Raw genomic sequence first — 13,611 nt, 5'->3', positions numbered from 1 at the left:
GCGTCATGCACACAAAAATCCTGCTGTTTGCCCTGGGGTTGCTGCTGACTCAAGGGGCCAGCGCCGAAGGCATGGAGGAACGCTTGCGCACTCAACTGCGCAGCACCACCCAGCAGTTGCAGGCCCTGCAAAGCCAGCAGGCTCAGGCCAGCGCCGCGCAAGTGGCGGCCGAGAGTCAGGCCAAGGCTGCGCAGGCGCAAATCAAGCAACTGACGGCGGAACTGGCCAAGGTCAAAGGCGTGGCTGAACAACTGGCCGGCCAGCACGACAGCCTGCAAAGCCAGGCCCAGGCGCAAGCGGCGGCCAGCAGCGAGCAGATCGGCAAATTCAAGAAAGCGTATGAAGAATTGTTGGTGATGGCCCGGGGCAAAGAAGCCGAACGCGCCCGGCTAGCGACGCAATTGGCTGAGCGTGACACACAAATGCAGCAATGTTCGGTCAAGAATCAACAGATGTACGGCGTGGCCAAGGAGATCCTCGCGGCCTACGAAAAGATCGACGTCGCCGAGGTGATGAAGATCCGCCAACCGTTCGCAGGCGCAGCCAGGGTCAAGTTCGAAGAACTGGCCCAAGGCTTTGGCGACGAACTCTACAAGACGCAATTTGACGCGCCCCAGGCCGCGATCGCTCATTGAATGACAGGGAAGAACTTCACATGACCCAATTGATCAGCCACGTATCGCCACAATCCCTCACCGAGGTGCTGCAAGCCGCCGGTTACCGGGTCAATCAAACCGAACAGAGCGGCATCGTGCAGTTGCTCAGCGCCAGCCAGGGCATCGGCTACGCGGTGCGTTTCGGCAATCCGGCAGCGGAGCAGGGCAGCTACGTCGACTTCACTTTCAGCTGCGCCTTGCGGGTGCAGGGCGAGTTGCCGGCCGGGCTGGCGGAGCTGTGGAATGCGTCGCGACGCTTTGCCCGGTTGTCGGTACAGGGCGAGTTTCTGGTGATGGAGATGGACGTGGTGGTCGCCGCCGGGGTGAGCGACGATCATCTGCGTGGCAACCTTGAACTGTGGGATCGTTTGCTTCAGGAGTTCATCGTTTACCTGCGTGAATACAGCCAGAACGCTGCGCAGTTGCAGGCCCAGGCTGAAACCGTCGAGGTGCCTGCGCAAGAGGTTCCAGCCCTGTGAAAAAGCGTACGGTAGTGGCCGGCGCAGGTGCGTTGGCCGTGTTGGTGGTTGCGGTTGCACTGGGGTTGCGACCGGGCAATGACCCGGTCGCGGCTCAGCAGCCGGCGCCATCGGCGGTATTAGCAACGAGTGAGCCTGCGGTCGCGCGACTGGGCAATCAGCAAGTCGCCCCTGAAGAACTCAAAGCGTTGCTCGCCACGTTGCCGACGGAAGCTCGCGAACAACTGCGGGCCAATCGCGGGGCGCTGGAAAGCTGGATTCGCTCGCGCCTGGCCGAGAAAGCCGTGCTCGAACAGGCCGACGCCCAAGGCTGGCGTCAGCGCCCGGAGGTGGAGCGACAAACCCGCGCCGCCACCGAGCAGATTGTCTTTCGCGATTACTTGCAGTCAGTTAGTCAGGTGCCGACCGATTACCCCAGTGCCACCGAATTGCAGCAGGCGTATGAGGCCGGCAAGGCCGGTTGGGTGACGCCGCCGATGTACCGGGTCAGCCAGATTTTCCTCGGGGTGAGCGACCCGCAAAACATCGATGCCGTGCGCAAACAGGCTGTGGAACTGAGCAAAAAAGCCCAGGTCGCGCCGACGGAGTTTGCAGCGTTGGCGACTCAGTATTCCCAAGACCGAGCCAGCGCCGAACGGGGTGGCGACACGGGTCTGCAGCCCTTGCAACAACTGGTACCGGAAGTGCGCGGCGCCGTGTCGCGACTCAAGGTCGGTGGGGTGTCGGAGCCGGTGCAGAGCGCGGCGGGCTTTCACGTCATCAAACTCACCGAACAGCAACCGGCCCGCACCGCGACCCTGGACGAACTGCGCGAACGCCTGACCCAGGCCTTGCGTGCCCAGCGTCAGGAACAGATTGCCAAGGCTTATCTGGAAGGGATGCTCAATACCGCGACGTTGAGTATCGACGGCGCCGAGCTCAATAAAGTGCTGGAGGAAAAACGCTAAACCATATTCACCATAAATCCTGTGGGAGCGGGCTTGCCCGCGATGGCGGAATGTCAGACGCCGGGGATGTTGAATGTGCCGGCCTCTTCGCGAGCAAGCCCGCTCCCACAGGTTTTTCACTGGTTTTAAGAGTTTTCATCGCGCTGGAAGCAATCAAAAACAAAGATCGACAGGGAGTCATCGATGTCATTCATAGAACCCACAGGACGTCAGGGTGTTGTCGAATACCGATCCCCGCAGGGGCCATCCGAGTCTTGGCTGGCACGGGCCGCCGGGATTGAGGCCGAGGTGGCGCAGTACTTTCTGGTCAGCGCCCGTTGCGGCTGTTTCATGCAGGCCGCGCGCAGTCTCAATGTGCGGGCGACCCTGCTGCGCAAGCACCTGGCGCAGCTGGAAGATCAGCTGCAACGTTCGTTGTTCAAGTTCCAGGGCAGTTCGCTGACCTTGAGTCGTGACGGCCAGCAGTTGCAGGCGCGGTTGATCGCGCTGGTGCATGAGCGCAAGTTGCCGGTGATCGAACAGCCCTTGATTCGCCTGGCCGTGGCCGAGTCGATCCTGCATGACATCCTCGGCCGCGACCTGGTTTCGCTGCTGCGGCGCAACGCCAGCGTGCGCCTGGACATCATTTCCCTGGACAGCGAACTGTCCCTGCGCGCGATCAGTGCCGATGTGGTGGTGTGGCTGGCGGGCACTGATTCGCCGTTGCCAGGTCCCAGTTTTGCCATCAGCGAACCCCAGCGTCTGGCACGGCTGGACTATCTGCCGCACATCGCCAAACGGTATTCACGGGTCGCGGCGCGGCCGGACAGCCTGGGTGACCTGGCCGATTTCATGCTGGTGCAATGGCAGCACGATCGCCATGTCGGCGCTTTTGGGCCGTGGAACAGTCTGGTGGAGCAGCGCCTGGCGGGGGTGGTTCAGCTGCATTCCTATGAGCTGATGCTAGAGATGATCCGTTGCAGCGCCTGCATCGGTCTGCTGCCGCACTACATGAGCCAATTCGACCGGGGGCTGGTGGCGTTGCCGGGGCTCTTCAAGCAACCGATGCAGCGCCAGGTGTGGATGGCGGTCAATGCCGACTCCAGGAATGAGACCGAGGTGCAGGGAATCGTCGAGCTGATCCACAACACGTTCAGTGAGCGACGGGAGTGGTTTGAGTTGATCGAATAACCCGCTGGCAAGAACACTTTTGTGGCGAGGGAGCTTGCTCCCGTTGGGCTGCGCAGCAGCCCCAATTCTGATAACCCGGTTTGTCTGATGTACCGGATTGAATGGTTTTGGGGGGGCTACGCGCCCCAACGGGAGCAAGCTCCCTCGCCACAGGGCTAGGGCTCGACGGTCAGACTCGCGCTCGAATCCGCCGTCCCAGTACATCCATCACATCACAGCCATCGCGCAACAACATCGCCGCCGCATGCGCCAGTTGCTGCACGTCGGCGCCACTGGCGCGGGTGATGTCGAGGTTGGCCAGGCTTTCCATCATCTGCGTCACCGCCAGAAAACGACTGGCGGCGCTGCGGTGCAGCAGATCCAGCGGCGTTTGGGTGGCGACCAGCAGCACCGGAATGTCACCGTCATTGTGAGTCATCGGCATGTGCGGATTCATGCGTCACCGCCTGCTTGCGCGCGGTGCAAACCGTCGATGGAGGCTTGCACCAGTGAGCGCGCGGTGCCGAGCATCTGCTGGCTGGCCCACCGCAATGAAGCGCTGTGTTCCGGGCGGGTGGCGGTGGGGGCTTGATGGGCGAGGGCTTCGGCGCAGCTGAGGTAGACCGAGGCGTGTTCCAGGGCGTCGAGTAGCGGGATGCCGGGTTGGACGGCGAAGAGGTGATGGTCGACGTGGTCGCAGGGGGCGAAGGGGGTGGATTTTGTGGTTGCGTTGGTCATGGGTGTAGCCTCTTGGAAGTCAGAGAACTGCCACTTCATCGCCGTCAAACGAATAGGTGGCAACTGTGTGCAGGTTGACGGACCGGTCCAAGACACCCGGCGCACCCGAAGATGCCCCGCACACAGTCACCATTGAGCAGTGCGTCGGGCACACGAGTGCACGAGCACATTAGAGAGCAATGTGCGTCTTGGACTTTCCGAGCCGTCAAACCCGATCACGAATGAGTCGTGACAGGCGCGAGGATAGGGAGTGAGGACAGGGCAGTCAACCGGCTGAACGCCTGAAACAGATGGTTTGCGTGTAGGCTCGTTCCTTGACTGACCCCCGCTCATTTGTGGTGAGGGGGCTTGCCCCAGTTGGGCTGCGCAGCAGCCCCAAAATCATTCAACCCGGTTGTATCCGATAAACCGCATTTGCCGGGTTTACGACTGCTTCGCAGCCGAGCGGGAGCAAGCTCCCTCGCCACAGAGCGTCTTCTCCCCACAAAAGAGTATTTCCCCGGTATTGATGTCGCCAGACAGGTGAAGGGCGGCTAGAGTGATCGGCCACACACCGATCAAGGACGAACACCACCATGCCCGACCACGACGCCGCCATTCACCTCGAACGCTTCAGCGAATCCCACATCGAGGGCATCACCGCGCTCTACAACGACCCGGCCGTGGCCCGTCAGGTGCTGCAAATGCCGTTTCAGTCCAGCGAAGTCTGGCGCCAACGCCTGATGGCGGACAACGAGCGGGCGGTGAAACTGGTGGCGCTGCATCAGGGAACGGTCATCGGCAACATTGGCCTTGAGCAGTTTTCGCGAATCCGCCGCAGCCACGCCGGCAGCTTCGGCATGGGGGTCGCCGTGGCGTGGCAGGGCAAGGGCGTCGGTTCGAAACTGCTGGCAGCAGCGCTGGACGTCGCCGACAACTGGATGAACCTGCAACGGGTCGAACTTTCGGTGTACGCCGACAACGAAGCAGCCATCGGCCTGTACCAGAAATTCGGCTTCGAGACCGAAGGCCTGTTTCGCGATTACGCCGTGCGTGACGGTCGGCTGGTCGATACCCTGAGCATGGCGCGGTTGCGTCGCGCCAGTAAGTGAAAAAGTTTGAGCGACGAGAATCCTGTGGGAGCGAGGCTTGCCCGCGAAGAATGCACCGCGTTTTTTCAGGTATTACGCGTCATCGTTCATCGCGGGCAAGCCACGCTCCCACAGGTTCTGCGCCTTATTGACTCAGTCGCCCAACGCAAACGCCACCGCCGCCTGCGCATGCAGTTCGGTGGTGTCGAGCAAGGGCAGGGCGCTGTGCTCGGGTTTGATCAGCAGGCCTATTTCCGTACAGCCGAGGATGATCGCCTGGGCGCCGCGTTCGGTCAGCGACTCGATCACCCGTTGATAAACCTGGCGTGACGCCTCGCTGATCACCCCGACGCACAACTCGTCATAGATGATCCGGTGCACAGCCTGGCGCTCATCAGCCTCCGGCACCAGCACCGTCAGACCCTTGGCCGTCAGGCGTGCCTTGAGAAAGTCTTGCTCCATGGTGAACGCAGTGCCCAGCAAACCCACCCGCAGAGCACCAGCGTCCAGTGCCGCTTGGCCAGCCGGATCGGCAATGTGCAGGAACGGAATATCGATCGCTGCCTGAATCTGCCCGGCCACCTTGTGCATGGTGTTGGTACACAGCACCACGCACTCGGCGCCACCCGCCTGCAGACGCCAGGCCGCATCCACCAGAATCGCCGCCGCGTCATCCCAGCGTCCGGCATGCTGGGCCTGTTCAACAGGGCCGAAGTCGACGCTGTACATCAGCAACTTCGCCGAACGCAGCGGCCCCAGTCGGTCGCGTACCTGTTGGTTGATGAGACGGTAATACTCGGCGCTGGACTCCCAGCTCATGCCGCCGATAAGGCCGATGGTGCGCATTGGATTTCCTCAGGCTGTGGCCTGTGTCAATGGGCCAGGCCTGAAGGGAGTGTCCATTTGTCCAATGACGGATACCAGCGAAAATCAACTGTACCGCTCATCCTTTGGTGAAGTGTCATGGTGCTGTTCATCTACCGAGCCTCTGCAGCCGTTCGCACCTTTTCCGTACGCGAGTTGTCAGCATCTGCCATGCTCAAAGTCCGCAGCACCGCTTCAACCAAAGGAACACCGCAATGGACGACGTACAGCAATTGGGTGAGATGCTTCGCCACTACGCAGATAGCGAAGCGCACAAGAAGCAACTGTTTGAGTCGCAATCGGCCGTGTGGGCGACGCGCATTGGTGAGTTGTTCGATCAGATCCAGCAGTGGCTGGCGCCGGTCCTGACGCCGAATCTGTTGGAAGTGAGCCGCGAGGCGTATGTCGCGTCCGGGCCGAGCGTGCCCGTCGAGACGTCGACGTTCAAGACCGAGAAGCTGAGTATCGTCATCGCCGGGAAACCGGTGGAGTTTGTGCCGGACGTGATGGGCGCGGGTGGGCAGATTTCCCTGGCCGTGATGGGGTTGACTGCAGCGCGCTATGGCAGCATTTCGCTGGTGTGCCTGCCGCCGTCCAGCGCCTGGCAGTGGCGCAAGACCAATGGCTTGAAAGACCCGGACACCTTTGCTTTCGATGCGAACTTCCTGGCGCAGCAGCTGCAGAGCCTGATTCCCCGCGAGCGCGGCTAATCGACACTCAACCCTGTGGGAGCGGGCTTGCCCGCGATTGCGGAGTGTCAGTCGATACAAATGTTGAAAGTTAAGCCGCCATCGCGGGCAAGCCCGCTCCCACAGTGGATGGGGTGTACCTCAGATTTCGAGGTTGCCCCAACCCGGCTTCGCCTCTTCCGGCGCGACGGCGTTCACTTTCTTGCCTGTGGCCAACTCCACCCGCCGCGCCACCTCGGGGTCATCGGCGAACGGAATCAGGCTGGCATCGTCCAGGCTCTGGGCGGTTTGGTGTTTCAGGCAATATTCGACCGCCAGCCAAAGCCCCAAAACGCCCAATAGATTCAACGCCATCTCAATCATTGTCAGGCTCCTTGCCTCAGGCAATCTGCGCTTCAAGTTCGGCCATCTTCACGTCCGACACCCGCACCGTGCGCCAGGTGTTGTAGGCCATCAGCAACATGCCGCTGAGGAAGAACACCCCGCCGACAAAGCGCACCACGAACCCAGGATGACTGGCCTGCAAGGCTTCGACGAAGGAGTAGGTCAACGTGCCGTCGTCGTTGATCGCGCGCCACATCAAACCCTGGGTGATGCCGTTGACCCACATCGAGGCGATGTACAACACGGTACCGATGGTCGCCAGCCAGAAGTGCGCGTTGATCAGGCCGATGCTGTGCATCTGCGGGCGGCCGAAGACTTTCGGGACCATGTGGTAGATCGCGCCGAAGGTGATCATCGCCACCCAGCCCAAGGCCCCGGCATGAACGTGGCCGATGGTCCAGTCGGTGTAGTGGGAGAGGGCGTTGACCGTCTTGATCGCCATCATCGGCCCTTCGAAGGTCGACATGCCGTAGAAGGCCAGGGACAGCACGAGGAAGCGCAGGATCGGGTCGGTGCGCAACTTATGCCAGGCGCCCGACAACGTCATCATGCCGTTGATCATCCCGCCCCAGCTCGGCGCCAGCAGAATCAGCGACATCGCCATGCCCAGCGACTGTGCCCAGTCCGGCAGTGCGGTGTAGTGCAAGTGATGCGGGCCGGCCCAGATGTACAGGGTGATCAGCGCCCAGAAATGCACGATGGACAAACGATAGGAATACACCGGTCGCCCGACCTGTTTCGGCACGAAGTAATACATCATCCCGAGGAAGCCGGTGGTCAGGAAGAACCCCACCGCGTTGTGCCCGTACCACCACTGCACCATGGCGTCGGTGGCCCCTGAATACACCGGATATGACTTGAACCAGTCCACCGGGATCGACAGGTGATTGACCACGTGCAGCATGGCAATCACCACGATGAATGCGCCGAAAAACCAGTTGCCGACGTAGATGTGGTGGGTCTTGCGTCGCACCACGGTGGTGAAGAACACGATGGCGTAAGCGACCCAGACCACCGTCATCCACACCGCGCCGGAGAATTCGATTTCGGCGTATTCCTTGGTGGTGGTGTAGCCCAGCGGCAGGGTGATCAGCATCACCACGATCACCGATTGCCAGCCCCAAAAGGTGAACGCGGCGAGCTTGTCGGAGTACAGTCGCACCTGGCAGGTGCGCTGTACCGCGTAGTAACTGGCGGCGAATTGCGCGCTGCCGGCAAAGCCGAAAATCACCAGGCTGGTGTGCAGCGGGCGCAAGCGGCCGAAGGTGGTCCACGGCAGGTCGAGGTTCATCTCGGGCCACACCAGTTGCGAGGCGATCCACACCCCCATCGCCATCCCGACGACGCCCCAGACGATGGTTGCCACGACGAATTGGCGAACGACCTTGTAGTTATAGGCCTGTCCGATTGTTGCTGTGCTCATGGTCAGTTCTTCCACGGTTGCAAAGTCTTGCCAGGCCACCCGGTCTGGCATGCCATGAACTGTAGAAACCCTGCCGCAAACAAAACAGACTCAGGAATATTTCATTTGTGCGGATCAGATTGGATGGCTTTCTGCGGCTATCTGCCGCGCTCTGATACGGTTTTTTAGTGTTTAGCTGAATCTGTAACGTGCTGCGCTGCTGTCGCATAGTTGGCCCCCCAGATCGAGCCGCAGCGTTCGACGTACCGCAATTCCTGTGGGGGCTTGTGTGGCGAGGGAGCTTGCTCCCGCTTGAGTGCGCAGCACTCACATCATTGGGGCCGCTGCGCAGCCCAGCGGGAGCAAGTGCCCTCGCCACACAAGCCCGCTCCCACAGGTTCTGTGCAAAATTCCTGATGAGGTGGCAGCCACATGTATCAGTACGACGACTATGACCGGGCCTTGGTGTTCGAGCGTGTTGCGCAGTTTCGCGATCAGGTCGAACGTTTCATGGCCGGGGAGTTGAGTGAAGAAGAGTTCCTGCCCCTGCGTTTGCAGAACGGCCTGTACATGCAAAAGCATGCCTACATGCTGCGCGTGGCGATTCCCTACGGCACGCTGAGCGCGAAGCAAATGCGCATTTTGGCGAGCATCGCCCGGGACTACGATCGTGGCTATGGCCACTTCACCACCCGGCAGAACATGCAGTTCAACTGGATCGAGCTGGCTCGGGTGCCGGACATCCTCGAACGCCTGGCCCAGGTGGAAATGCACGCGATCCAGACCTCCGGCAACTGCGTGCGCAACATCACCACCGAAGCCTTCGCCGGCGTCGCGGCGGACGAGTTGATGGACCCGCGCCCGCTGGCAGAGATCCTGCGGCAATGGTCGACCATCAACCCGGAATTCCTGTTCCTGCCGCGCAAGTTCAAGATCGCCATTTGCTCGGCGAAGCAGGACCGCGCGGCGATCATGATGCATGACATCGGCCTCTATCTTTATCGCGATGACAGCGGGCAAATGCTCTTGCGGGTGATCGTTGGCGGCGGCTTGGGGCGCACGCCGATCCTCGGTTTGCAGATTCGCGAAGGCTTGCCGTGGCAGCACCTGCTGTCCTATGTCGAGGCGGTGTTGCGGGTCTACAACCGCCACGGGCGGCGCGATAACAAGTACAAGGCGCGGATCAAAATTCTGGTCAAGGCACTGGGTATCGAAGCGTTCGCCAAGGAAGTGGAGGAGGAATGGCAGCACCTCAAGGACGGTCCGGCGCAGTTGACCGACGTCGAATATGAGCGTGTCGCCAGTGCCTTCGTGCCCCCCGATTACCGTTCACTGGCCGGCACCGACCTGGACTTCGGCACACGCCTGGCCCAGAACCCGACATTCGCCCGTTGGGTGGCGCGCAACGTTCAGCCGCACAAGGTGACGGGTTATGCCAGCGTGGTGCTGTCGACCAAGCCGGGCATCGCTGCGCCACCGGGGGATGTCACCGCCGAGCAAATGGAAGCGATGGCGCAGTGGTCCGAGCAGTTCGGTTTCGGCGAAATCCGCATCGCCCATGAACAGAACATCGTCCTGCCGGACGTGCCCAAGGCAGACCTTTATGCGCTGTGGTGCCTGGCCTGCGAGCAAGGCCTGGGGAGTGCCAACATCGGCTTGCTGACTGACATCATCGCTTGCCCCGGTGGCGACTTCTGCGCCTTGGCCAACGCCAAGTCGATCCCCATCGCGCAAGCGATTCAGGCGCGATTCGAGGATCTGGATTACCTGCACGACCTGGGCGATATCAGCCTGAACATCTCAGGTTGCATGAACGCCTGCGGCCACCACCACATCGGCAACATCGGCATTCTTGGCGTCGATAAAAATGGCAGCGAGTGGTACCAGATCACCCTCGGCGGCGCCCAGGGCAAGAACAGCGCGTTGGGCAAAGTCATCGGCCCGTCCTTCAGTGCCGCCGAAGTGCCCGATGTCATTGAACGGATCATCGCCACGTTCGTTCGCTATCGGGAGAGCGAGGAATTGTTCGTCGATACTTTTGCACGCATCGGTCTGGAGCCGTTCAAGGAGCGGGTGTACCCGAAAATGCTGGAGGTGTCGGCATGAACAATCTGATTCGTTTGCAAGACGGGGGCGCTGAGTGGGTGCGCGACGATCCGTGGCAGTTGATTCGTGAAGCAACGGAGGAGTTGCCGGCCGGACCGCTGATACTGCCGTTACCCCAGTGGCTGGCCCTGAATGCCGACAGAACATCAGCGCTCGAAGGCGTTTGGCTCGGTCCCAACGACGAAGTGACAAACCTGACGCCGTGGTTTCCCGACTTGCCGCTGATTGCCCTGGACTTCCCGAGTTTTCGTGACGGACGCGCCTACAGCCAGGCCTATCTGTTGCGTACGCGCTTCGGTTGGCAAGGCGAATTGCGCGCGATTGGTGATGTACTGCGCGATCAACTCAGCCACATGCGCCAATGCGGTTTCGACAGCTTCGCCGTGCGCGAAGACAAATCCGCCGAAGATGCGCTGAAGGGATTGGCGGGGATGAGTGTGCTTTATGGGCGTTCGGTGATTGAACCTCGGCCGTTATTTCGGCGGCGCTGAAGCCCTGTGGCGAGGGGGTCTTCCTTGTCTGGGTATTTTTGCTTGGGCCAGTGATGGCATTTTGATAGAGTCCGCGCCTCATAAGGAGTCAGCAAAGAAAGGAGTCTGGTTTGAGCGTGGGCAAGAAGATTTTAGGGCTTTTCGCGTTGCTGCTGATGGCGGCGCTGTGGGGCAGTTATTTTTATGTGTTCAAAGAGAACCGTAACGGCCAGCTTGGGGAGACGTTCAGCAGCTACGCCTGGTGCGGCACGCCGCCGGCCAGCGATGCCAGCGATTCGGGCAAGGACCGACTGTCGCTGCACATCACCAACAACGTTCATGGCGAGTTCATGCTCTCGGGCGCGGTGATCGTCTCCGAGCGAACCTTTGATCGTTATGATCTGGGCCGCAATGAACTGCGGCTGCGCATGGAACCCATGCAGTGGTCCTACGGCATTGCGCCGATTCTCATGGAACAGGTCAAAATCAAGCCCCTGAGCCGCAACCTGTCTTCGACCAACAAAAGTGCCTACGCAGAACTCGAGTCCAGACCCATCGGGGTCCAGGGGCGGTCGACGGACTTTCCGTTCGACACCTATCGCTACGGCTACAAACCGGTGCTGTACATCCTCAAGGGCAATGAGCGCATCGATTTGAAGTTCAGGCACATCACCACTGGCATGGAAATGTCGAACACCTTTACGCCGATCCAGAAGTACAACCGTGTGGAGTACATCAACGAGAAAAATTCGTTGATTCGCGAGGAAGACTACAAGCCCTACAGCGCCTACGAGTGCGCGTTCAGCGTCGAGCGCAAGGGCTCGTTCAAGGTGATTGTGCTGCTGTTGTTGCTGGTGATGTGCCTGCCGCTGCTGCACGTGTTTTATCGCGATGAACCGGGCATCGATTTTCTCGCGACGCTGGTGAGTATTGGTGCGATCCGGGTGTTTCTGGTGGGGCCGTTGAATGACTTCCAGCTGTACACCATCGACTTCCTGTTCGCCGCGGTGATCATCCTGGTGGGCACGGTGTCGTTGATCAAGGCGATGCGGGCCAATAGTCGGCGGGAGCTGGCGGCGAAAAGCGGGTCTTCGTGGTGATTGACCAGGTTTTTCCCGATGAGGTTTGTGTTGTTTGAGCTGATGTCTTCGGGCAACCCGGACCTGCAGGAGCGAGGCTTGCCCGCGAAGGGGCCTTTGAATATTGCCGCGATCACTTCAGCAATGGATGAATATTGTGCCTTTTTGATAACAAAGTGCCGGGCATTGGCTATACCTGTAATTCCCCTATGCAATATTGTTGCCCGGCCTTCTGACAGGAGTTACAGCATGAAGCTTGCGTTACTGATGAGCACACTGTGCATCGCCTCGCTCGGGGTGGTGGGCTGCTCGAGCAAAGTCGTCGAGCCGGACCAGTATTCCGGCTTTCTCAAGGACTACAGTCAGCTTAAGGAAGCCAAGTCGCCATCGGGCGCCGTGGTCATGCGCTGGATGGACCCCAAGCTCGACGTCAACAAGTTCACCAGTGTCTACATCGAGCCGACTCAGCTCTATCCCAAACCGCAACCGACGGTGAAAATCCCTCAGGCCACGCTGAACGGCATCACCAGCTACTACGATCAGGCGCTCAAACGCGAGGTGGGTAAATCCCTGCCATTGGCCAGCGGCCCCGGCCCTGGCGTTATGGTGGTGCGTGCGGCGATCACCTCTGTTACCAGCAAGACCGAAGGCCTCCAGCCTTATGAAGTGATCCCGATTGCCTTGGTGGCGGCGGCAGTCAGTACAGCCAGCGGCATTCGCGACCAGGAAACCAATCTGGCCACCGAAGCGGTGTTTCTCGACGGCGCCAACAACAAAGTCGTGGCCCAAGTGGTGCGCAAGGGCATTGGCAAACCGCTGGAAAGCGCAGATCAGGTGATGAAGGCCAGTGACGTGAAAAACGTGATCGATGGCTGGGCATCGGATATGCATCAGTCGTATCTGAAACTCAAGTCCAAGTCCAAGTAATGCGGCGAGGCTGAGGGCCTCTTCGCGAGCAAGCCCGCTCCCACACTGGATCTGTTTTGGTCACACATTCTGTGTACGCCAGAGATCAAATGTAGGAGCGGGCTTGCTCGCGAAAGCGGTATGTCAGGTGTGCTTCAGTGCTTCTTCGCCTGCGCACGCACTCGTTCTTCCTGCTCGCGCAATTGTGGTGTGAATTCGGCACCGAAGTCTTCGGCCTCGTACACCTGACGAATCTCGATCTCGGCCTCTGTCCCCGGCATCGGGTTAGGGCAGCGCTTGACCCACTCGATCGCTTCATCTTTCGACTTCACCTGCCACAGCCAATAGCCGGCGATCAGCTCTTTGGTCGCGGCGAACGGGCCGTCGATCACTGTGCGCTGGTCACCCGAGAAACGCACGCGGGCGCCTTTGCTGCTGGGCTGCAGGCCATCGCAATCGATAAGGATGCCGGCCTTGGCCAGCTCCTCGTTGAAATTGCCCATCGCGGTCATCAGTTCTTCGCTGGGCATCACACCGGCTTCGGAATCCGGGCTGGCTTTCACAATGATCATGAATCGCATGGTCTTGTCTCCGCTGGATTTGAGAGATTTGCTGTCTAGTCGAATGGCGTTCGCCTGAATCGACACTACCTCTAACGAAAAACCGCAAAAG

16 protein-coding genes are annotated in these 13,611 nt (G+C 60.2%); 10 read left to right on the top strand and 6 right to left on the bottom strand.

From position 1 onward, the window contains the following. Window positions 1-5 precede the first annotated feature (5 nt). The 4 genes from PSH88_RS16105 (at window position 6) to PSH88_RS16090 (ending at window position 3,252) form a co-directional block, all read left to right on the top strand. Window positions 6-635 carry a DNA repair protein gene (locus tag PSH88_RS16105; RefSeq protein WP_305421494.1) on the top strand — a complete coding sequence of 210 codons (630 nt, stop codon included), beginning with the start codon at window positions 6-8 and terminating at the stop codon, window positions 633-635. Window positions 636-655: 20 nt separating this feature from the next. After that, on the top strand, window positions 656-1,135 hold the full coding sequence (locus tag PSH88_RS16100; RefSeq protein ID WP_305421493.1) for a YbjN domain-containing protein: 480 nt from the start codon (window positions 656-658) through the stop codon (window positions 1,133-1,135). Further along, on the top strand, window positions 1,132-2,082 hold the full coding sequence (locus PSH88_RS16095; protein ID WP_305421492.1) for a peptidylprolyl isomerase: 951 nt from the start codon (window positions 1,132-1,134) through the stop codon (window positions 2,080-2,082). The genes PSH88_RS16100 and PSH88_RS16095 overlap by 4 nt, the downstream gene beginning before the upstream one ends. Window positions 2,083-2,265: 183 nt before the next feature. After that, on the top strand, window positions 2,266-3,252 hold the full coding sequence (locus PSH88_RS16090; RefSeq protein WP_305483297.1) for a LysR family transcriptional regulator: 987 nt from the start codon (window positions 2,266-2,268) through the stop codon (window positions 3,250-3,252). A gap of 169 nt (window positions 3,253-3,421) precedes the next feature. On the opposite strand, the gene PSH88_RS16085 is transcribed toward PSH88_RS16090, so the two are convergent. After that, window positions 3,422-3,688, bottom strand: coding sequence for a short-chain dehydrogenase (locus PSH88_RS16085; protein ID WP_305421491.1), 267 nt, complete (start codon window positions 3,686-3,688; stop codon window positions 3,422-3,424). Continuing rightward, window positions 3,685-3,969, bottom strand: coding sequence for a DUF3077 domain-containing protein (locus tag PSH88_RS16080; protein ID WP_305421490.1), 285 nt, complete (start codon window positions 3,967-3,969; stop codon window positions 3,685-3,687). Before PSH88_RS16080 ends, PSH88_RS16085 begins: the two co-directional genes overlap by 4 nt. A 575-nt stretch (window positions 3,970-4,544) precedes the next feature. On the opposite strand from PSH88_RS16080, the gene PSH88_RS16075 reads away from it, so the two are divergent. Further along, complete coding sequence (locus PSH88_RS16075) at window positions 4,545-5,060, top strand: GNAT family N-acetyltransferase (protein ID WP_305421489.1); 516 nt, start codon at window positions 4,545-4,547, stop codon at window positions 5,058-5,060. Window positions 5,061-5,192: 132 nt separating this feature from the next. Here PSH88_RS16075 and PSH88_RS16070 read toward each other — a convergent pair whose 3' ends face one another. Next, complete coding sequence (locus PSH88_RS16070; RefSeq protein WP_305421488.1) at window positions 5,193-5,885, bottom strand: aspartate/glutamate racemase family protein; 693 nt, start codon at window positions 5,883-5,885, stop codon at window positions 5,193-5,195. 233 nt (window positions 5,886-6,118) lie between these two features. Here PSH88_RS16070 and PSH88_RS16065 point away from each other — a divergent pair, with 233 nt between their 5' ends. Further along, window positions 6,119-6,613 carry a hypothetical protein gene (locus PSH88_RS16065; protein WP_305421487.1) on the top strand — a complete coding sequence of 165 codons (495 nt, stop codon included), beginning with the start codon at window positions 6,119-6,121 and terminating at the stop codon, window positions 6,611-6,613. 120 nt (window positions 6,614-6,733) lie between these two features. Here PSH88_RS16065 and PSH88_RS16060 read toward each other — a convergent pair whose 3' ends face one another. Next, window positions 6,734-6,955, bottom strand: a complete 222-nt coding sequence (locus PSH88_RS16060) for a cbb3-type cytochrome c oxidase subunit 3 (RefSeq protein WP_305421486.1) — start codon at window positions 6,953-6,955, stop codon at window positions 6,734-6,736. 16 nt (window positions 6,956-6,971) lie between these two features. Beyond that, entirely contained in the window at window positions 6,972-8,399 is a 1,428-nt protein-coding gene (gene ccoN / locus PSH88_RS16055; RefSeq protein ID WP_305421485.1) for a cytochrome-c oxidase, cbb3-type subunit I, read from the bottom strand. Window positions 8,400-8,810: 411 nt separating this feature from the next. Here ccoN and PSH88_RS16050 point away from each other — a divergent pair, with 411 nt between their 5' ends. From PSH88_RS16050 to PSH88_RS16035, 4 genes are all read left to right on the top strand, one after another. Continuing rightward, a complete protein-coding gene (locus PSH88_RS16050) occupies window positions 8,811-10,484 on the top strand; it encodes a nitrite/sulfite reductase (RefSeq protein ID WP_305421484.1) in 1,674 nt (557 codons plus the stop codon). Further along, window positions 10,481-10,975 carry a DUF934 domain-containing protein gene (locus PSH88_RS16045; RefSeq protein WP_305421483.1) on the top strand — a complete coding sequence of 165 codons (495 nt, stop codon included), beginning with the start codon at window positions 10,481-10,483 and terminating at the stop codon, window positions 10,973-10,975. The genes PSH88_RS16050 and PSH88_RS16045 overlap by 4 nt, the downstream gene beginning before the upstream one ends. Window positions 10,976-11,085: 110 nt before the next feature. Next, a complete protein-coding gene (locus tag PSH88_RS16040; RefSeq protein WP_305421482.1) occupies window positions 11,086-12,054 on the top strand; it encodes a hypothetical protein in 969 nt (322 codons plus the stop codon). 228 nt (window positions 12,055-12,282) lie between these two features. Further along, the gene (locus PSH88_RS16035; protein WP_305421481.1) at window positions 12,283-12,960 is read left to right on the top strand and encodes a DUF3313 domain-containing protein; all 678 of its coding nucleotides are present in this window, start codon (window positions 12,283-12,285) and stop codon (window positions 12,958-12,960) included. A gap of 134 nt (window positions 12,961-13,094) precedes the next feature. Here the strand turns inward: PSH88_RS16035 and PSH88_RS16030 are convergent, their stop codons facing one another. Beyond that, a complete protein-coding gene (locus PSH88_RS16030; RefSeq protein ID WP_305421480.1) occupies window positions 13,095-13,520 on the bottom strand; it encodes a YciI family protein in 426 nt (141 codons plus the stop codon). Window positions 13,521-13,611: the final 91 nt, after the last annotated feature.

It is taken from the genome of Pseudomonas wuhanensis, from assembly GCF_030687395.1.
Taxonomy (GTDB): Bacteria; Pseudomonadota; Gammaproteobacteria; order Pseudomonadales; family Pseudomonadaceae; genus Aquipseudomonas; species Aquipseudomonas wuhanensis.
Note: the sequence above shows the minus strand (reverse complement) of the source record. Positions and strands in the feature narration are given on the sequence as shown.

Excerpts from the sequence above, each read along its gene's own strand:
- PSH88_RS16075 (WP_305421489.1), top strand. The coding sequence starts at position 4,545 with ATGCCCGACCACGACGCCGCCATTCACCTCGAACGCTTCAGCGAATCC.
- PSH88_RS16090 (WP_305483297.1), top strand. The coding sequence starts at position 2,266 with ATGTCATTCATAGAACCCACAGGACGTCAGGGTGTTGTCGAATACCGA.
- PSH88_RS16085 (WP_305421491.1), bottom strand. The coding sequence starts at position 3,688 with ATGAATCCGCACATGCCGATGACTCACAATGACGGTGACATTCCGGTG.
- PSH88_RS16050 (WP_305421484.1), top strand. The coding sequence starts at position 8,811 with ATGTATCAGTACGACGACTATGACCGGGCCTTGGTGTTCGAGCGTGTT.
- PSH88_RS16100 (WP_305421493.1), top strand. The coding sequence starts at position 656 with ATGACCCAATTGATCAGCCACGTATCGCCACAATCCCTCACCGAGGTG.
- PSH88_RS16080 (WP_305421490.1), bottom strand. The coding sequence starts at position 3,969 with ATGACCAACGCAACCACAAAATCCACCCCCTTCGCCCCCTGCGACCAC.
- PSH88_RS16035 (WP_305421481.1), top strand. The coding sequence starts at position 12,283 with ATGAAGCTTGCGTTACTGATGAGCACACTGTGCATCGCCTCGCTCGGG.
- PSH88_RS16065 (WP_305421487.1), top strand. The coding sequence starts at position 6,119 with ATGGACGACGTACAGCAATTGGGTGAGATGCTTCGCCACTACGCAGAT.
- PSH88_RS16105 (WP_305421494.1), top strand. The coding sequence starts at position 6 with ATGCACACAAAAATCCTGCTGTTTGCCCTGGGGTTGCTGCTGACTCAA.
- PSH88_RS16045 (WP_305421483.1), top strand. The coding sequence starts at position 10,481 with ATGAACAATCTGATTCGTTTGCAAGACGGGGGCGCTGAGTGGGTGCGC.
- ccoN (WP_305421485.1), bottom strand. The coding sequence starts at position 8,399 with ATGAGCACAGCAACAATCGGACAGGCCTATAACTACAAGGTCGTTCGC.
- PSH88_RS16070 (WP_305421488.1), bottom strand. The coding sequence starts at position 5,885 with ATGCGCACCATCGGCCTTATCGGCGGCATGAGCTGGGAGTCCAGCGCC.
- PSH88_RS16060 (WP_305421486.1), bottom strand. The coding sequence starts at position 6,955 with ATGATTGAGATGGCGTTGAATCTATTGGGCGTTTTGGGGCTTTGGCTG.
- PSH88_RS16030 (WP_305421480.1), bottom strand. The coding sequence starts at position 13,520 with ATGCGATTCATGATCATTGTGAAAGCCAGCCCGGATTCCGAAGCCGGT.